An 18,104-nucleotide genomic window follows, 5' to 3' on the forward strand; every position below is an offset into this window, starting at 1 on the left:
CTCCAAAGAAGAGGATCTAGCGGCACGACGGGTTGCAGTAGGTGTGGCGGAGCGTCGCGAGGAGGAATGGCTGGCCGGCATTACCGAAGCACTCAAGGGAACTTGGCTCGAAAGCGGGCTCTCCGCATCCGGCGTCGGCACTGTGCTCGATCAATTGGCCGAACTTTCAAGAAGCCTGCAGGAACGGGACGACCTGCAGCTGCGTATCGACAAGATGGAGGCCGACAGGGCCAATTTTCTGGTCGAGGTCATCGCCGTTGCGGTTGAAGCCGACGAGCCGACGAAGGATACCGACCCGGAGCAGTTGGCCATCCGCCTTGCCGAGCGCCTAGAGCGTGCCGAGCGGACACGTGAAACGAAGGCAAGCCTCGGCAACGACCTGAAGCGCCTCAAGGAGGCGCGCGACATCCTCGACACTGAGATTTTGGCACACGAACGCCGCAAGAACGAGGTGCTGGGCGTCTTTGGTGTCGCCACTCTGCCCGAGGTAGTCGAACGCGATGAGCTGTTGCGTGAGCGCGATGGCTTGCGCACCACCGTCGCCGAACTTGAGGAACGGATAGTGGCGGAGCTCGCGGTCGACGGATTCGAGCAGGCCCGCTCGATCCTGGACGCGATCGATTTCGACGGCCTCGCGGTCGAGAAGGCTGAGGGTGAGCAGCGGCTTCGCCTGTTCGATGAAACCATCCAGCAACAGCTGATCCGGCAGACGCGCGCGGCCGACAAGCTGGACGCCATCGGCGGTGATAGTGCGGTTGCACGCCTGGATGCTGAACGGCGCACAACCCTGCTGGAAATCGAGGAGAAGGCCGTTCGCTACATAGAGCTGAAGCTTGGCATCATGTCGGCTGGCAATGCTTTGCGGATCTACCGTGAGAGCCATCGCTCCGGCATGATGGCGCGCGCATCAGACGCGTTCAAGCTAATGACGCGTGGCCAGTATTCGGGGCTGACAACCCAGCCTGTAAGAGGTGGTGAGGTTCTCATTGCTGTGCAGGGTGACGGGCAATCCAAGGTCACCGAAGCGCTTTCAAAGGGTGCACGATTTCAGCTGTACCTTGCCCTAAGACTCGCCGGTTATTACGAGTTCGCGCAATTTCGGCCCTCGGTCCCATTCGTCGCCGACGACATCATGGAGACGTTCGACCATATTCGCTCGGAGGAGGTTTTCAGGCTGTTCGGAGCGATGGCAAACACAGGTCAGGTCATCTACCTGACGCACCATAAGCATCTATGTGAAATAGCTGAGGCTGTCGTACCGGGAACGAGGATCCATCAACTCGCACAGTAATTTTCTCCGGAATACGTGAACGAACCAGTGAAGGACGCCGAATTTGACGGCAAGTATGCGCCCAAAGTCAGACGTTCCGGCAAACTTCGCGTTCGTCCAAAAGCGGACATATCGCCCGAGCCATAGACGGCCCCGATGTGCCCATAATGGACGTCCTGCAAATTCATTGTCCTGCCGAATCTGGACTTCGAGAGCTGGCCCTAAACAGCAATTGTATCGCGCCTAGCCGTCCTATCGCCGGGGCGCCAATTGTAAACAACGGCGAACTATACCAATATCGTTACTGGCTTCTTCCGGTGCGACTCGGGAGAACGGGATGGGCAATGAACGCGAAGACGCAAACGGGAAAACACAGCGCCGCTGGCCAATACCTCGGCTATGCGCTTCAACCTGTACGCCTTTGCTTTCACCTGCTCAACGCGCCTAGCGGCGCCTTGGTCTCTCTTGAACATTTAGACGATGTGGCGGTTCACCTGGTCGGCGGCGAAGTCGTTCTTGAGCAAAGCAAGAGCGCACTGAAGCAAAATCCGATATCCGACTGGGCTGCGGACCTGTGGAAGTCTCTGGCCAACTGGCTCAGCTTCATGGCGGCGGGAGAGATCGACCCGGCGACCAGCCATTTCCGGCTATATGTCACACCGGTGAAGGCGGGTGCCTTCGCGATCGCGCTGAACGACGCGAAAACAGATGCCGACGTGGAGGCGCTGGTCGCTAACCTCGCCAAAGCCCACAGCAAGCTGAAAGCTGCACCGGCATGCGACGCCGACGTCCAAGCTTTCCTGAACGCTGATGCGGCTCATTGCGCCGCCTTGGTCAAGAATCTCGCCGTTATCAGCGTCGATGCAGATCCCGTCGATCCGATACGCGCGATCTTCAAGCCGACGGTCTCTCCGCTCATCATCGACCTAGTGTGCGAACGCGCGATCGGCGCTGCGAAGGAGGCGGCGGACAGGCTGATTAGAGCTGGCAAGCCCGCCATCTTGGACGTGGACGCGTTTCAGGCCGAGCAAAGAGCATTTGTTCAGAAGAACAACCTTCCAGGGCTGCTGTCGTCTTTCACCAAGCAACCGCCTGTCGAGGCCATCGAACAATTGATCGCCGACCGTCCCGCCTTCGTCCGCCAACTCGAGCTGATCGAGGTGGGAGACGAAGCGTGCGTCCGGGCTGTTAGCGATTACCTTAGGACGCTCGCCGACATCTCGATCTGGGGCGAAAGCGGGCTAATCTTTGAGAAGAACCTAAGTGACTGGGACGATGATCTTGTCGGTCGCTATGAGCACGTCAGTGCAGAGGTGCACGACATACAGGCCGGACACCCCGCAACGGTTCGTGGTAGAATAGTTTACAGGCGCTGCGCGCAGTTGCAGCCTCCACTCGATGGTCGAGTCGTCCCCGGTCATTTCGTCCACGGATCATTCAACGCCCTTGCCCACGGCCTGCGCCTCGGCTGGCATCCCGACTACCAGACTCTTTTGGAGCCAGCGACTTGATTGAGGCTGGCCGATCGCACCTACCGCTCAGCGACCTCGCCCTTGTCCAGAATCCAGGACTTGGGGCTTTCGCATTGTGGCAATTTGGCCAAGGTTTCCAGGCTGAGGACGAACGTCCAGCGCCGTTCGCCTTGGCGTTTCTCGTGCTGCCAATCGTCCTGCATCGCGCAACGCTCGAAATCGTGACTTCGACAAACCGACCCTCTGGACTGGCGCTCTTCGCGGCCAAGCTCGGGAAGGAACGGGAACAACTCCTCGCCGTCCACGAGCGAGCGCTGCTGCTGCGTACTCTGACATTGCAATCGGCCGCTGTCGGTGTGAGCGGGCGGCTGCTGTCCGTGGATTACAAGGATGCTACTTTAAGAGCAAACGTACCAGAACCGAAACCGAGGAGGCTCGTCCTTCCAGAGCGCGTCAAGCACCTCGGACCTGCCTCGGAGAAATTGGGTTTCTGGTTTTCGAACCTGGGGACCGCGCAGGTGGCCAACCTGTTACGGGTGGAGTTCTAGATGTATTTCCAGCTTCGAAAACTGATCCTTTGGCCCCGCAATGGTGCAGCGCCGCGGGTCGTCAAGTTCGAGCCCGGTGTCGTCAACGTCATCAGCGGCGCGTCGAAGACCGGGAAGTCCGCCGTTATCCCTATTGTTGATTACTGTCTGGGCTCGGAGAAATGCGCGATTCCGGTGGGCGTAATCCGCGAGAACTGCAGCTGGTTCGGCATTCTGATCGAGACGCTGGAGGGCGAAAAGCTCTTGGCGCGACGCGAACCGGGGGACCAACAGAGCACAGGCGACATGGTGCTGCTGGAGGGCGCACAGGTCGAAATTCCGGAGACGATCACCGACAAGACCACCAATGTCGACACGGTCAAGCGCGCGATGAACCGCCTGGCAGGACTGACTGACCTCGACTTCGAACCAGGTACAGAGAATGGATTCAAGCAAAGGCCAAGCTTCCGCGACCTCATGGCCTTCACGTTCCAACCTCAGAACGTGATCGCCAATCCCGACGTGATGTTTTTCAAGGCCGATACGACGGAACACCGGGAGAAGCTAAAGACCATCTTCCCGTACGTTCTGGGCGCGGTCACGGCAAAGATTCTCCAGGCGCGGTTTGAGATCGATCGGCTCCAGCGCAACCTCCGCCGGAAGGAGGCTGAGCTACGCGCGATCGTGTCGGCAACTGGCGCTTGGCGGGCGGAGGCGGAGGCGTGGCTGCGTCAGGCAGTCGAACTTGGCCTAGTCGATTCCTCCACTGAAGTGCCGAAGGACTGGAGTGACGTTGTTGACCTGCTTCGGCGCGTGTCGAACAGCAACTCAAGTCTTGCTCGACCAAGCCTGGCCGGCATCGATGTGGTGCTGACGCGTCTGGAAACCCTTCGTGCGTCGGAAACTGAAATCGCCGCGCGACTTACCGAGCATCGTCAGCGCCTGAACGAACTGCGCCGTCTGGTGGAGAGCAGCGAGGCGTACGGCGACGCCATGCGCATCCAACGTGACCGCTTGGACCTTTCCACGTGGCTGAGGGACTTGGCCGACGAGTTCGCCGATCCGTTGGTCGCACTCGGGGACGGCGGCCGCGAGAAGGTCTTGGCCCTTTGCGACAACCTCGGCGGTCTGGAGATCCGACTGCGGACCCACCCTGCGATGTCTAACACGCTTGACAAGGAAATCCTGCGCCAGCGCGGCGCCGCTGAAGCGGTCCTATCTGAGTTGAACGATGTCCGTAGCGAGATAGCGGTGCTGGAACGGGACTCTGACGTCGCCCGAGACGAGGCCAATCGCTTCGATAGGCTTGAGCGCTTCCTCGGTCGATTGGAGCAGGCGTTGCACGTCTACGACCGCGCCGACCAGTCGTCGGATTTGCGGCAGGAACTCACCTCGCTGCAGGCCGATATTGCAACGCTGCAAAAGACGATCTCCGAGGCCGACATCCAGCGCAAGCTATTCAACGCGTTGCACCAAGTCTCCCATCATGCCAATCGGCTGATTCCGCAGCTTGACGCGGAGTGGCCCGAGGCCCCGATTAGGCTGTTGATTGAAGACCTGACCGTCAAGGTGACTAGGGGAACGCGTGAGGACTACCTGTGGGAGATTGGCAGCGGCGCCAATTGGCTCGCGTATCACGTCGCACTAATGCTTGCGCTGCAGCACTACTTCCTGGCCGAACCTCATCACCCAGTCCCTGGTCAGCTGATCTTCGACCAACCTAGCCAAGTCTATTTTCCTAAGCGGGCGGCGGGCGACGAGGGCCCCGACCTCATCGCGTGGAGGGATCAGGACGTGGTCGCCGTCAGGAAGGTCTTTGCGCTCCTAGGCGCTGAGGTCATGGCCGCGAAAGGTCGCCTCCAGATCATCGTGCTGGATCATGCAGATGAGGACGTCTGGGGCAAGCTTCCCGGAGTCAAGTTGATTGAGGAATGGCGTGGACAGGCCCTCGTGCCTCAGGCTTGGATTGCCGCCGCATCTTCCAACGGTGGATAATAATCTGCTGCCAGAGGAGAAGGCATGGCGAACGTGGACGAGATCAACCGTCTGACGGCCCTTGGCTTGAACGTCATCACAGCCATGGATGTCGCGGAAGGAAAACTAGACGAAGCCTTCGAGGTCGCCCGCGCTCAGGAGAAACGCAAGGTCGACATCTGGTGCAAAGGAAGAAAGAACATTCCGGTTGCACTGACTGCGATATGGGACTGCGATCCTGCAAACTTCTATCTCGCGTTCGACGGCGATGATCCCAGCGACCACGCTTCGACGGATTTCATTCTTATCGACGCTGATGTCACTGACGTTGGCGGCAGGCTTACCTACGCCGCCAGCAGGGACAAGGGTCCTTGGCATCAACGTTACAAGAGCAAGAGCTGTGGGATCGCCTACCGATGGCTGCATGGCCGCGGTGTCACACCGCCTTTGCTCGGCGAGTACCAAGGCCAAGTTCACATCGTAGGAGGCATGCACCGCTTCCATCTTGCCAAGCACTATGGGACGACGCGCATGCCATTCCTCGTCCGGAGGGCCGAACTAGCCGCAGTAATGGCGTTGATCCCCTCGGCGACCGACACCGCCAACTCGTAATGGCGGGGACTGCAGAAAAGAAGCGAATGAGTTGCGAACTTACCGGGATCACTCCCCGAAAGCTGACCGACGGCTTCCGGCCCCGTTGCGGCCATTCTTACTCCCGCACTTTGGCTTTTCCAGCGCTAAACCGGCCTTGGGCGATGAATGGAAACGGTCAGATGTTCCCGGTCTGTGCTCGAAAAGTCGCATAAAAGGGCAGACTGGTGTGACGTCCGGAATTATTGGGCCTTTCACGGGTTTACCGGTCCCGAATTATCGGTTGCTGGCGGGCGGGCTATGCGATTGAAAACAGGAGAGTTTTCTGGCTAAGGGTGGGGTTTCAGACTGAGTTTACCAATGCCCTTAATGACGATTAATTCTGGATTGGCATCAGGTGATTGGGTTTGCGCAGAATATAGCCGCCCTTATTGGTAAACCCGCTCACGGTCGACAACGGATTGGTCAACCTAGGACGACAGGATTGGTAAACCGGAGCCGCCCTATCGACGAAGGTCTAGCTTGGCGCATTCACTGTCGCCGGTAGGCAGATATTCGGGCGACAATCGGGACCAGCGTGCGACGCCGCCAAGCGTGAGACACGTCGGCTACGCCGCAAATCGACACGGTTTGACCGGGCGCAATACCGCACCGATCTTCTAATCTCGGCTTAATTCCGGAGAGAGGCAGATAATTCCGGACGCCACACTGATTGGTAACCTAAGGCCACCCACCACGCGGATTGGTAGCCCACAGGAATAGGTTTGGTAACCCTTATCGAGTGAGGGCCGCTCGTACCTTTCGGCGGGTTCGTTTCAGTTCTAAGCCCGGCTTAATTCTGGACAACGACAGATAATTCTGGACGGCACAGTGGAACTCAACGCGTTGTAAGGATGGCATAGAGAAGCAGTAGCCCTCCAGTCTCGCTACTGGAAAAATTCTGGAAAATGGGTCTGCTTGGCTGGACGCAGAACGTTGTGATTATTCAGCCGGCATTTCTGAAGCTTCTCGAACACAAACAGCTTGCCTTCGCGCACGCTATCTTCGAGCGACTTCGCCTTCGCCAGATGCGCCGCAATCGCGCTGGCCAGCATGCAACCTGTTCCGCGCATCGATATAGCAAGGCGCGGCGTGTCGAAGTGGATGGGTTCATGATCGGAGCGTAACAGAATATCGGCCGATCGGGGACCCGACGCGTGCCCACCCTTGATCAGCAGGGCCTGAGGGCCGACGGCCTGCAGTCTTTGTCCTTGTTGGAGCGCACCGTCCTCATCCGAAGCCGGTTCGGAACCAGTAAGGAGCGCCAGTTCAGGAAGGTTGGGCGTGACAATGCAGCAAAGCGGCATCAAATCGCGCTTCATGGCAGCGATAGCGCCTGCTTCCAGAAGTGCGCGGCCTGAGGTGGAGGCCAGCACAGGGTCGAGTACTGCCGGCACTTGCGGAAATTTGCGCAGCACTGCGGCAACGGCAACAATGATCTTGGCAGTCGCCAGCATGCCGATCTTGATTGTGGCTACGTCGTTGGCCTGTAGCGCGGCACACATCTGATTGGCCACCATGCTGGGTGGCGAATGATGGATTTCGATCACGGCGTCGTGCGTTTGCACCGTTAGCGCTGTGACGGCGAGACAGGTGCGCACGCCAACGGCAGAGATCGTCTCGATGTCGCGTGCTATTCCAGCACCCCCGCTGGAATCTGATCCGCCAACGACAAGCACATGCGGTTCTCGTCTCATCGCCATCGGTCCGTCTTTTCGATCCATTCTCGCGTGCGCGCTTCGGGGTCGAAGCTCAACGTGATGTCCGTGACCACTGCGGCGCTGTTGGCGCCGGCCTCAAAGACGCCGTCGAGGCGGTCGGGGTTGAGGCCGCCGATGGCGACCAATGGGATCGGCGCCACCCGCCGCTTCCACTCGCTGATCCGCTCTAGCCCTTGCGGTGCCCACTTCATTTTCTTCAAAGTGGTGGGATAGATCGGACCGAGCGCGACATAGTCGGGCTCGGCAAACATGGCCGTTTCCAGCTCGACATGATCATGCGTGCTCAATCCGAGCCTGACGCCCGCTGCCCGTATCCTCGAGAGGTCGGCCGTTTGCAAATCCTCCTGGCCCAGATGCACGAAATCGCAGCCTTCCTCGATTGCCAGGCGCCAATAATCATTGATGATGAGCTGGCTTTTGTGTTGGACACACCAGGCCTTCGACTTGCGGATCTCCGCGCGCAGCCCGGTTTCATCCATGGTTTTGATGCGAAGCTGAATCAGCTTGACGCCGAGCGGCGCCAACCTTTCGATCCAGGCGGCGCTGTCGACGATCAGGTAGAAGGGATCGAGCTTCATGAAAAAACGGCCCTGCCGACCATCGGTGTCGATGGCACGGCGACGTCGCGCGGTTCGAGCATTCCCGAACTGAACGCCTCACGACCGGCGTCGACCGCCTTACCGAAAGCACGCGCCATGCCGACCGGATCTGCCGCCTTGGCGACCGCTGTGTTCAGGAGCACGGCGTCAAAGCCGAGTTCCATGACGGTGGCCGCGTGCGACGGCCGTCCGAGCCCCGCATCCACAATCAGCGGGACGCCAGGGAAATATCCGCGCATCGAGCGCAGCGCCGTCATGTTGACCGGTCCCAAGGCGGAACCGATCGGTGCGCACCACGGCATCAGGACCTTGCAGCCCGCTTCCAGCAGCCGCTCGGCGACAACGAGATCGTCGGTGGTATAGGGGAATACCGCAAAGCCGTCCTCGCACAGGATGCGGGCGGCTTCAACCAGACCGAACACATCCGGCTGTAGCGTGTCGTGATTGCCGATCACTTCGAGCTTGATCCAGTTGGTGCCGAAGACCTCGCGCGCCATTTTCGCGGTGGTGACGGCTTCCTTGACGGAGAGGCAGCCGGCGGTATTGGGCAGGGTTCTGGCGCCCAGCGAGCGGATCAACGACCAGAATTGTTCGCCGGCCCTACCGCCCGCCATCTCACGCCGCAACGAGACGGTCACCACCGACGTGCCCGATGCCTTGACTGCATCGGCAAGGATGGCCGGCGAAGGATACTGAGCCGTGCCGAGAAGCAGGCGCGACGAAAGCTCGGTTCCATAAAGCTCCAACATGCTAGCCGCCCTGCATGGGCGAGAGGATTTCGATCCGGTCGCCGTCGCTCAACTGGAACTCCGCGCGGTTGGCTTTGTGCACGAGGTCGCTGTTGACGGCGGTGGCGAGCCAATCGCCCTCATAGTCGAGCGCGGCAAGCAACTCGGCCAGCGTGGTGGCGGCAATCTCACGCGCCTCGCCGTTGACCATCAGTTTCATGAGCATGCTCCTTGGTTCTGTCTTGACTGAAAACCAGGTCGGCAGCCTGGCGCGCCATGGCGGGGGCGAGGAGAAAACCGTGACGATAAAGACCGTTGATCGCGATGATCTCACCGTCTGTTTCGACGCGTGGCAAATTGTCGGGAAATGCCGGACGGACACCCACACCGGTTTCAACGATCTCGGCCTCACCAAAGGCCGGATGGAGGGCATGGGCGGCGCCCAGCAGCTCCATCATGGAACGCGCCGTCACCGGTCCGGCGCTCTGGCTTTCAATCATCGTCGCTCCGATCATGAAACGGTGATCGGTGCGCGGCACGGCATAAAGCGGAAAGCGTGGATGAAGCAAACGGACCGGCCGCGACAGCGAGACATCAGGCGTGCGAAGGATCAGCATTTCGCCGCGAACACCGCGCAGCCTGTCATCGGCCGCTGCCATTCCCATGCAGTCTATCTGACGGGCGAATCCCGAAACAGGCCGGGCGTCGCAGCCGAAGTGGAATTTGACACCCATGGTCGCAAGCTTGTCATGAAGTGCCGCCATCGCCGGGCGTGGGTCGAGGTGAGCCTCGTCGGGGAAGAGCAATCCACGCCGGAAGCGGCCGGCGAGGTCGGGCTCCAGGAGCGCAATTTCGTTTTCATCGACGCGCCGATGCCCTGACGTGCGACTGGCGAACCGGTCAAGCTCACCGGCATCACGCGGCGCGGCCACGACCAATGTCCCGGCCCGTGTCACCTGACCCGACAGCACCGCATCCCACCAGTCGGCAGCATCGCGTCCGAGATCCAGCACCGGCTGCTCCGCGCTTTCGCGCTCGCACCATGGCGCCAGCATGCCGCCGGCGAACCACGACGCGTTGCCACCAAGGCCATGCCGCATCTCGGCGACGGTGACCGTCGCGCCGCGGGCGGCGAGTTCGAAAGCGACGGTGAGGCCGGCAACGCCGGCCCCTTTGACGAGCACCCTCATGATGGTTTGGGAGCCTCTGGCACGACCGGTACGCCAGTCTCGTCCGCCTGCATGTAGAGATCGCCGCCCTCCCGGTATTTTGCCGCCATTGCCGCCATGCCTTCCTTCTGGGCCTCGGCACGGATGTCGTGGGAAATGCGCATGGAGCAGAATTTCGGCCCGCACATCGAACAAAAATGTGCCAGCTTGTGCGCCTCCTTGGGCAAGGTCTGGTCGTGGAAGGACCGTGCGGTTTCGGGGTCGAGCGACAGGTTGAACTGGTCCTCCCAGCGGAACTCGAAGCGCGCGCGCGAAAGGGCATCATCCCTGGTTTTCGCTGCCGGATGGCCCTTCGCCAGATCGGCTGCATGGGCGGCTATCTTGTAGGTGATCACGCCAATCTTGACGTCGTTGCGGTCGGGAAGGCCGAGATGCTCTTTCGGCGTGACGTAGCAAAGCATTGCGGTGCCGAACCAGCCTATCATGGCGGCACCTATCCCTGAGGTGATGTGGTCATAGCCCGGCGCGATGTCGGTCGTCAGCGGCCCCAACGTGTAGAACGGCGCCTCACCGCACACTGCGAGCTGCTTGTCCATGTTCTGCTTGATCTTGTGCATGGGGACATGGCCCGGGCCTTCGATCATCACCTGGCAGTCCTTTGCCCAGGCAATCTTGGTGAGTTCTCCAAGTGTTTCCAGTTCGGCGAATTGCGCCGCGTCGTTCGCATCGGCGATTGAACCGGGACGAAGGCCGTCGCCGAGCGAGAAGGAGACGTCATAGGCTCTGGCGATGTCGCAGATCTCCTCGAAATGCTCGTAGAGGAAGCTCTCCCGGTGATGGTGCAGGCACCATTTGGCCATGATCGAGCCGCCGCGCGAGACGATGCCCGTGACCCGGTCGACGGTCAGCGGGATGTAGTGCAGCCGCACGCCGGCGTGGATGGTGAAATAGTCGACGCCTTGCTCGGCCTGCTCGATCAGCGTGTCGCGGTAGACCTCCCAGTTCAGATCCTCGGCGATGCCGTTGACCTTTTCCAGCGCCTGATAGAGCGGCACCGTACCGATCGGCACCGGCGCATTGCGCACGATCCAGTCGCGGATGTTGTGGATGTTGCGGCCGGTCGACAGGTCCATCACCGTGTCCGCGCCCCAGCGGATAGCCCAGACCATTTTTTCGACCTCTTCGGCCATCGACGATGTGACAGCCGAGTTACCGATGTTGGCGTTGATCTTGACCAGAAAATTGCGACCGATGATCATCGGCTCGCTCTCGGGATGATTGATGTTGGCGGGAATGATTGCGCGCCCGCGCGCCACCTCGTCGCGCACGAATTCGGGTGTGACGAAATCTGGGATCGCCGCGCCGAAGGCTTCGCCGTCGCGTTGCAGCTTGCCGCGCATCACCTCGCGGCCGAGATTCTCGCGGATGGCTACGAACTCCATTTCTGGCGTGATGATGCCGGCGCGCGCATAGGCAAGTTGGGTCACCGCCTTGCCCTGCTTGGCCTTGAGCGGCCGATTGCGTATCGGAAATTCCGGTGTCAGGCGCTCGCCGGTGGCGAATCCATTGTCTTCCGGCCGGACGTGGCGGCCGTCATAGGCTTCGACATCGCCACGCGCCGTGACCCATTCGTGGCGAAGCCGGGCAAGGCCTTTTTCGATGCTGGTTTCGACTGATGGATCGGTGTAGGGGCCGGACGGATCGTAGACGGTGACGGGCGGTTCGCCGGCCGTCGGATGGACGGAAATCTCGCGCATCGGCACCCTGATCTGCGGGTAGAGGACGCCGGGCTTGTGGATTTTCCGCGAGGCGGGCAGTGGTCCCGTCGATACGGCGGGGGTGAGGGCATTCATCGTGAGGCTCCTTTGCTCATGCATTGGAGACCCAGTTCTGTGCCGGAAGGATGAAAAGACGCTTCTGTAGACCTGCTGCAACAGGACCTCGGGCGTAAACTCCCGCAAAGCGCTTGCACCGTCCCTACGCCAGTATGAACTGGATCAGGTTCAACGGGTCACTGCGCCGCGAAAGCCAGCAGTATCTCAGCCCCTTGCCGGGACTCCCCTGGTGAATGCCTTAGGTTGAACGGGCTGACGCTATCTTGTCAAGCGCATTCGGGCGCCTTCGGCCGGTGGCGACGACCGGCGGCCAGCCGGGCGGAGAGCTCGCGCATGCATCGGGGACAAGTCACGCCCCGTAGACCGGGGCTGAATGGCCAAAGCCTCATTCGCTTCGTGAAGGATGGAGAAACTGTATTGGCCATGTGCGCGTATCGACCAAGTAGCTCAGGCGGTCACGGATGTGGTTATTCTGGTCGAAGGTGACGAACGGCCTTGGGGGTCACCTCCTTTAGGATTCAGAGGTTGGAAGACGGCTTCTCGCGATCACGGCCATCAGGAAATACCTGTCTTCGGCTCAACCTCGACATGGCGTCCGATCGACCGCAGATATACAGCTATCTCGTTCATGAGATGATCGCGTTCGCCGTAGATTTCAGCAATCCTACGCAGCTGTGGCTCGACGGCCCTCCGTTGCGCTGGCGTGAAATCAGCATCGCCAAAGACGTATCCCAAGTTGCCAATCGCGCAAATTTTGCAGCCGGCGTCCACAACTGCTTGTACGAATGCCGGAATGTCTTTTTCTTGCATGGTCTTCATGTCGAACCTCTCGTGAATGGCGTGCTTGCGCCCCAATCTGCCTTTTCAGCGTGTCCTCTGGGCGGCGCAAGCCCTGAGCGTGACTGTGCACGGGCAACCTCGACTATCCCATCTGCCACGCTCTTTAGAATCGGTGGGGTCTGGTGATCGCAGGCTGGGCCACTCAAAAGCCTGCAAGAAGAAAGTCATGGCGACCATTGCTCAAGATCGCAAGGGTGCGTGCAAGACCTTCCGTTGGCAGTCATGCACGCTCGCTCAGAGATAGTCCGGCCGCGGAAATTCTCCCTTATTCGTAAGAAAGCTCATTGAGCAACTGGGCATTGAGCAACTGGGTCTCACGTCACGGGTCTCGTGTGCTTCACAGCCGAAAAATAGCCGCCGTGGCAATTCTCGAAAAGTGCAGGCTACCTCGTTAAGGACACTGCGGATGATCGTTCGCGCTTGGCAAAAGCGAACGGATTAGTCTATGGCTCTCGGCAGGGGGGCGAGTTATGCGGCGGGTGCGAATCCTTCAAGTAGGCGATATTCACTATCCGGACTGGCATCCTTCCTCTAGCAACATCGATGCCAAGGATAGCAAGTTCGCTCCGAAAATAACGCAGAAGCTACGCGCGTCTTCGCTGCGTGCCGTCTTGACGAAACTTCGGCGGCTGACGACTTCGAAGCCCTTGGATTCGATCGCCTTCATGGGGGATTTCACGAGCCGTGGCGACAAGACCTTCATTGCTTCGGCATTCCAGCATTTCACGTTGCTCTGCCGCGCACAGGGACGCAGTTCAAAGGCGCTTCCGTTGATATTCGTACCGGGAAATCACGATGTGAACCGTGATGACGCGCGCGAACTTGGACCGACTGAGAAATTCAGCGAAATGGCGAGTTTAGCCGCCCGCTTGGGTTGGCAGACCGTTCCCGTGGACCAACCCGTGCACTTCAGACTTCCGACAGGATCCGCAGGCGCAAACTTCATCCTCGTCAACACAGCGATAGGCAGTTGGGAGCTTCAAAACCTTCCCGCGTTCCTTCGTGATCGTCTCGAGGCACTCAGTCCTTCTACAGAGCCTGTAGATCTCGGCTCGCCGGACATCTCGGGACATTCGCCCGCGACACCTCCCAGCGATCCAGACAAGGAGGCGTCCGACGACGAGTATTACGGTCAGATGGACACGCCATACATCTCGCGTGAGATGCTTGCAGGCCTACAGGAATTGCTCCAGCAGCCCGACATGCGTTACGGCATCATAATCGGCCATCACAATCTGCTGCCACAAAAGACTCCGCGCATTACGCCATACGCGGAGATGCTCAACAGCGGATTTGTCAGAACTCAGCTGCTGCAGGGCAACAAGCCTATCGTCTACCTGCATGGACACATACATGCTGATCCGGTCGAGATCGTCAACGATCCAAGGTTTCCGGACGGCAAATTGATCTGCATCTCAGCACCAGAGATACAGTCAGGTTTCAATGAGCTCGTCTTCTTCACGACCGATCAGGGAGAGCTCGTCGGCATCCGACTTATACCCTACCGCACCAATGTCGCCGACGGGACGGTCATGGAAGGCGAACATTGCTTTATTTCGACCATGTCCAACGGCAAGGCCTTTCTGAACAACGACACGTTTGACCTGCTGCGCCGACTGCGCGACCATGCCACCAGGCGCGGGAATGGGTTACTCTTCTGGGACGAGATCACTGAGATTGCTGCCTCCGCCGAGCTCGGGCTAGATCTGGAAGACTCTCTTCTGATGCTCCAAGCGGCGCGCTTCATCGAGATAGACGGCCTCACCAAGGCAAACTCGGCTTGGCGCATTAAGGTAAGGGACGAATAGCGATGGAGAATCCGTTCGGCCCCAACAGGATCGAGTACGAAAGCCGCCCGATACTGTGGTTCAGTCAGAAGTCGGCGTTGATTTCTGCCGCCGCCAAGCCGGTCTTCGTCGCAGGGACGAGAGGCAGCGGCAAGACCAGCATTCTTCGCTCGCTTTCCACAGTCCATATTCTTGAAGACAAAAGTCTCTCGGACCAAGTCGGCAAGCTCGCTTGGTATGGCGTCTTCTTCCAGCTCAATGAGACATTCTCGCCCCTAATCGACAACGCCGTTCTGAACCTCATTCCGGAGCGGATACGCTTCGACACGGCCGCCGTGATCCCGCGGCAATTCGTAATCTTCTCTCACTATCTGGAGCTGAAGATAGTCGAACGCCTGCTCGAGAGCATCGGCCAGCTCAGACGCGACGGCCACTTGAAATACCGGGCCTCCGAAGATAGGGACGTCGCCCTGGCACTGCATCGCGAAGTGCTGCACTTCATACCCCAACCTGCCCGTCTCGACTTCTTCAGCATCGATGAGCTGCGGGGTGGGATAACCCGGTACGTCGACGAATGCTTCAACGCGTTCTTCTTTGCCGCCGATGCCGGAGCGACCGGCTTCAGAGCAACAGACCCTGGCGCGATCATTAACAAGGTCGCGACCGCGATCACTCCACTTTTAAATGGCCCATCTTTCGCCGGTGACAGGGCGCCCTTCTTCAAGATACTGATTGACGACTGTGAAGCACTGACACCGCTCCAACAGCAGTTCCTGAACACCTTGGTGAGAAAGACGCGCGGCAACGTGAAATGGGTCCTCGCCTACATCGGCGGCCTCTACGACACGATCCGGACGATCATACCCGGCCAGTCGCTCTCGAATGCTGACCGGGACGTCGAGAATCTTGATTCAGTCGATCCGAGGGAGTTCGCCACGCTGTGCGAGAACGTGTCGTCGCTTCGGCTGTACTATGCGCTTCCTGACCATCTGCGGAGTGATCTCGAGCGCAACGATGCGCTCAGCGCGTTTTCGCTCAAAAACCGGCTGGGGCGGCTTTCCGTCAATGACATCATCGAGCGGGTTATCATATCGGGTCATTCCGAGGGCAGAGAAGAGCTTGTGGCACTTGCTGATGCAGCACGTGAATTCCTCTCCGTGAATTTGAGGACGGCGGATCAGCAGCAATTCCTTCTTGATCGAAAAGCGCGCCCTTATGCCGAAGGGCTGGCGCTCGCGCTCATGAACCCGGAAATTAAGCGCCGGCCCATGAGCAAGGCGGATGCTTCAAATCTGAAGAGGTCGATCGCCCGGAAACAGGGATGGGCTTTTCTGAAAGCGTGCCAGATGCTGCGTCTGCATGACTACCCGTACGTAGGGCACCAGATCATCACATCATTGAGCGACGTCTGTATACGCGATTTCCTTGATATAATGGGAGAGATCTTCCGCCGCAGTGTTCCGAGTTCCAGTGATCCACGAAAACTGGTGGAATTCATCAACTCGGATTTACAGATTCATCTCGAACAGCAGAGACAGGCTGTGAACGCCGCCTCTCAACGGAAGCTTGATGGACTTCAGGCGCTTTCACATCCGTACGAAGAAGAGAGCGTGCGCATGGTGCGGGCGTTGGGTTACCTGACCGCTCGCCTCCAGACAGAGTTTGCCGAAGAAAATGCTCTAGGAACGACAGAGAGAGGCATTTTCAGGGTTGATCTAAAGGAAATGCGCTCGCTGGTGAACCGACTGGAGCAACCCAGCGGAAAACTGGACGAGGTCCTGCGTCGGGCGGAAAGGGATGGGTTTATCCGGGAGGTCTCCGCCGCCGGCAACTTTGAGGTGGACCGCGCCGACCCCGCATCGAAGGAGATGATGATCAGATTGCATCGGCGATTTGCACCTTACTTCGGGTTCTCCTATCGCGGCCCGTACGAAATCAACACAATCCCTGCGGCGCGGATGGTCGACCTGCTTTTTACCAGGCATCGGCTCCCAGAAGACTGGGCCGACTCGGTGTTTAAGGAGCTCGTCGCGCGGCCCGCACTCAAGACCGAATTCCAGCACTCGCTTTTCGAGAGCGATCTCGAATGACCGCTTCAACTGTCGAGTATCGAGTCTTCGGCCATCTGGCCGTCACCGAGAAGGCGAGAGATGCAGGTACCTGCGAAACGATGGAGGCAGATATCGCGATCGTCGCGCTTGGATGGGAAACGCGTTTCGCCGCGTTCGAAAACCATCTTGACCTGAAGGTCGGCAAGATCGTGGTTCTGGACTTTGCTCTGAAGGAAGCGAACGTCCCAGCCGTCGAAGAAAACCGGCGAAAGCTCATCGCTATGGGTACCCGATGGGGCGTCGAAGTGACTGTGATCACCCTCGAGCCTTCCATCGAGTATCAGAAGAACATCAATCTCCTCGATCACCTGCTCACTCAGATGGCCGCTTCATGTGGCTCATACGAAGGAAGCCTGCGGAAGGTTTTCGTCGAGTGCTCGACGATGCCGCGAATCTACATCCAATGGCTGATTGCGGTGGCATTCAAGAAAATGTCGATTCAGTCTCTCGAATTCGGGTACGCCGAAGGTATCTACGGGAACGCGATCGGCAAAGAGGATTTTTCCAGCGGCTTGGACCGATACGTCACCGTCCCTCATCTTCAAGGCAGCGGAGGAATGGGCGAAGAGAAAGTCCTGCTCGTGGGGATCGGAGGAGATGCCGACGTATTCTACGGATTGATCGATATCGTCAGTCCGGAACGGATCTCGCTCCTCGTCCCAAGAAGCGACAAGAATGCGCATATCGATGCTTTGCTCGATCAACAGGTGGCCAAGGTACGTGAAACCCACCGGCTCGAAGATGGCGAAGTTCGCGACATCCAGGCTTTCGGGCTGATGGCCCACCTCGATGCTTTCGAGACGTATCTCGACGGGTTCGGCTCGCGTGCGGTGGTGAACGTTTTTGTCAGCGGCCCGAAGGTTCAGGCCATCGCTGCTGCCGTGCTCGCCTGCTCCGACAGCCGCGTCCATCTCAAGGCAAGAATTCCCACCTCCTATGCCCATCGTGAAGTCTCAGCGAATGGGCGGTATCATATCTATAGGCTGATTGACCTGACATCCCCTGCCTGCAGCCTTCCCGGGACGTTCTGACACTATCTTGCATTCGAGTAGCATCATGGTCCCAGTAGCCGTTCCGCCAAGCCTTCAGCGCATGTTCGTGTCGCCCGATCCGGTCGATGGGGGGCTAATTCCCACTTGGAAGCTGCTCTACATCAGATCAGGGGGGAATGCAGACTGGCAGAATTCCGTCTAATTAGCGACTAGCTAAAACATATACTCAGGCGAGACTGTTCAGCATAGAAATAGTGAGTCGGCCGTGAACTATCCGCAAGCCATTGATCTGGCCTGTTGATTGAGGCGGATAGCGGCTTTGGAATTGCAGGATTAGCGGTTTATTGGGGCTGTTTTCCTGCAATTCGGTTTTGCGATTCCCTTGTGGCGCGGAGCGTGATTCACTCGGTTCGGCGGCGGCGAATCGAGGGGACAGCGAATGTCCAGGC

At 59.0% G+C, this 18,104-nt stretch carries 16 protein-coding genes and 1 riboswitch; of the genes, 8 read left to right on the forward strand and 8 right to left on the reverse strand.

The genetic code is table 11. The features are described 5' to 3' along the window. The 5 genes from EN939_RS02405 to EN939_RS02425 form a co-directional block, all read left to right on the forward strand. Positions 1–1,291 (forward strand): ATP-binding protein (locus EN939_RS02405; RefSeq protein ID WP_442919510.1); only part of this gene is annotated, 1,291 nt, incomplete at its 5' end. A gap of 323 nt (positions 1,292–1,614) precedes the next feature. Further along, entirely contained in the window at positions 1,615–2,781 is a 1,167-nt protein-coding gene (locus tag EN939_RS02410; protein WP_063169421.1) for an ABC-three component system protein, read from the forward strand. Further along, a complete protein-coding gene (locus tag EN939_RS02415; RefSeq protein ID WP_063169420.1) occupies positions 2,778–3,290 on the forward strand; it encodes a three component ABC system middle component in 513 nt (170 codons plus the stop codon). Before EN939_RS02410 ends, EN939_RS02415 begins: the two co-directional genes overlap by 4 nt. Then, positions 3,291–5,264, forward strand: a complete 1,974-nt coding sequence (locus EN939_RS02420; RefSeq protein WP_063169419.1) for a DUF3732 domain-containing protein — start codon at positions 3,291–3,293, stop codon at positions 5,262–5,264. A 24-nt stretch (positions 5,265–5,288) separates the two neighbouring features. Further along, on the forward strand, positions 5,289–5,855 hold the full coding sequence (locus EN939_RS02425) for a hypothetical protein (protein ID WP_063169418.1): 567 nt from the start codon (positions 5,289–5,291) through the stop codon (positions 5,853–5,855). A gap of 905 nt (positions 5,856–6,760) precedes the next feature. Here the strand turns inward: EN939_RS02425 and EN939_RS02430 are convergent. The 7 genes from EN939_RS02430 to EN939_RS02465 all read right to left on the reverse strand — a co-directional run bounded on the left by EN939_RS02430 (position 6,761) and on the right by EN939_RS02465 (position 12,744). Continuing rightward, the gene (locus tag EN939_RS02430) at positions 6,761–7,576 is read right to left on the reverse strand and encodes a hydroxymethylpyrimidine/phosphomethylpyrimidine kinase (protein WP_063169417.1); all 816 of its coding nucleotides are present in this window, start codon (positions 7,574–7,576) and stop codon (positions 6,761–6,763) included. Continuing rightward, on the reverse strand, positions 7,567–8,172 hold the full coding sequence (locus EN939_RS02435) for a thiamine phosphate synthase (RefSeq protein WP_063169416.1): 606 nt from the start codon (positions 8,170–8,172) through the stop codon (positions 7,567–7,569). Before EN939_RS02435 ends, EN939_RS02430 begins: the two co-directional genes overlap by 10 nt. Then, positions 8,169–8,942, reverse strand: coding sequence for a thiazole synthase (locus EN939_RS02440; protein WP_024504259.1), 774 nt, complete (start codon positions 8,940–8,942; stop codon positions 8,169–8,171). Before EN939_RS02440 ends, EN939_RS02435 begins: the two co-directional genes overlap by 4 nt. A gap of 1 nt (position 8,943) precedes the next feature. Then, on the reverse strand, positions 8,944–9,141 hold the full coding sequence (gene thiS, locus EN939_RS02445; RefSeq protein ID WP_024504260.1) for a sulfur carrier protein ThiS: 198 nt from the start codon (positions 9,139–9,141) through the stop codon (positions 8,944–8,946). Next, the gene (thiO, locus tag EN939_RS02450) at positions 9,110–10,111 is read right to left on the reverse strand and encodes a glycine oxidase ThiO (RefSeq protein WP_063169415.1); all 1,002 of its coding nucleotides are present in this window, start codon (positions 10,109–10,111) and stop codon (positions 9,110–9,112) included. Before thiO ends, thiS begins: the two co-directional genes overlap by 32 nt. After that, positions 10,108–11,943 (reverse strand): phosphomethylpyrimidine synthase ThiC, encoded by a 1,836-nt coding sequence (gene thiC / locus EN939_RS02455; protein WP_063169414.1) that lies wholly within the window; start codon positions 11,941–11,943, stop codon positions 10,108–10,110. Before thiC ends, thiO begins: the two co-directional genes overlap by 4 nt. A 103-nt stretch (positions 11,944–12,046) precedes the next feature. Beyond that, positions 12,047–12,163, reverse strand: a riboswitch (TPP riboswitch). A 317-nt stretch (positions 12,164–12,480) separates the two neighbouring features. Continuing rightward, positions 12,481–12,744, reverse strand: a complete 264-nt coding sequence (locus EN939_RS02465) for a hypothetical protein (protein WP_082826710.1) — start codon at positions 12,742–12,744, stop codon at positions 12,481–12,483. Between the two features lie 491 nt (positions 12,745–13,235). Here EN939_RS02465 and EN939_RS02470 point away from each other — a divergent pair, with 491 nt between their 5' ends. The 3 genes from EN939_RS02470 to EN939_RS02480 are packed head-to-tail and all read left to right on the forward strand — an operon-like array spanning position 13,236 to position 17,694. Then, on the forward strand, positions 13,236–14,573 hold the full coding sequence (locus tag EN939_RS02470; RefSeq protein WP_127248690.1) for a metallophosphoesterase family protein: 1,338 nt from the start codon (positions 13,236–13,238) through the stop codon (positions 14,571–14,573). A gap of 2 nt (positions 14,574–14,575) precedes the next feature. Continuing rightward, complete coding sequence (locus tag EN939_RS02475) at positions 14,576–16,642, forward strand: ORC-CDC6 family AAA ATPase (RefSeq protein ID WP_063169412.1); 2,067 nt, start codon at positions 14,576–14,578, stop codon at positions 16,640–16,642. After that, on the forward strand, positions 16,639–17,694 hold the full coding sequence (locus tag EN939_RS02480; RefSeq protein WP_063169411.1) for a hypothetical protein: 1,056 nt from the start codon (positions 16,639–16,641) through the stop codon (positions 17,692–17,694). Before EN939_RS02475 ends, EN939_RS02480 begins: the two co-directional genes overlap by 4 nt. Positions 17,695–17,881: 187 nt before the next feature. Here EN939_RS02480 and EN939_RS38485 read toward each other — a convergent pair. Further along, the coding region (locus EN939_RS38485) for a hypothetical protein (RefSeq protein ID WP_206517167.1) at positions 17,882–18,104 on the reverse strand (223 nt) is incomplete at its 5' end.

The organism is Mesorhizobium sp. M7A.F.Ca.CA.002.05.1.1 (assembly GCF_003998335.1).
Classification (GTDB): domain Bacteria; phylum Pseudomonadota; class Alphaproteobacteria; order Rhizobiales; family Rhizobiaceae; genus Mesorhizobium.

Coding starts and splice junctions, on each gene's coding strand:
- EN939_RS02410 (WP_063169421.1), top strand. CDS start 1,615: ATGAACGCGAAGACGCAAACGGGAAAACACAGCGCCGCTGGCCAATAC.
- EN939_RS02420 (WP_063169419.1), top strand. CDS start 3,291: ATGTATTTCCAGCTTCGAAAACTGATCCTTTGGCCCCGCAATGGTGCA.
- EN939_RS02425 (WP_063169418.1), top strand. CDS start 5,289: ATGGCGAACGTGGACGAGATCAACCGTCTGACGGCCCTTGGCTTGAAC.
- EN939_RS02430 (WP_063169417.1), bottom strand. CDS start 7,576: ATGGCGATGAGACGAGAACCGCATGTGCTTGTCGTTGGCGGATCAGAT.
- EN939_RS02435 (WP_063169416.1), bottom strand. CDS start 8,172: ATGAAGCTCGATCCCTTCTACCTGATCGTCGACAGCGCCGCCTGGATC.
- EN939_RS02440 (WP_024504259.1), bottom strand. CDS start 8,942: ATGTTGGAGCTTTATGGAACCGAGCTTTCGTCGCGCCTGCTTCTCGGC.
- thiS (WP_024504260.1), bottom strand. CDS start 9,141: ATGAAACTGATGGTCAACGGCGAGGCGCGTGAGATTGCCGCCACCACG.
- thiO (WP_063169415.1), bottom strand. CDS start 10,111: ATGAGGGTGCTCGTCAAAGGGGCCGGCGTTGCCGGCCTCACCGTCGCT.
- thiC (WP_063169414.1), bottom strand. CDS start 11,943: ATGAATGCCCTCACCCCCGCCGTATCGACGGGACCACTGCCCGCCTCG.
- EN939_RS02465 (WP_082826710.1), bottom strand. CDS start 12,744: ATGAAGACCATGCAAGAAAAAGACATTCCGGCATTCGTACAAGCAGTT.
- EN939_RS02470 (WP_127248690.1), top strand. CDS start 13,236: ATGCGGCGGGTGCGAATCCTTCAAGTAGGCGATATTCACTATCCGGAC.
- EN939_RS02475 (WP_063169412.1), top strand. CDS start 14,576: ATGGAGAATCCGTTCGGCCCCAACAGGATCGAGTACGAAAGCCGCCCG.
- EN939_RS02480 (WP_063169411.1), top strand. CDS start 16,639: ATGACCGCTTCAACTGTCGAGTATCGAGTCTTCGGCCATCTGGCCGTC.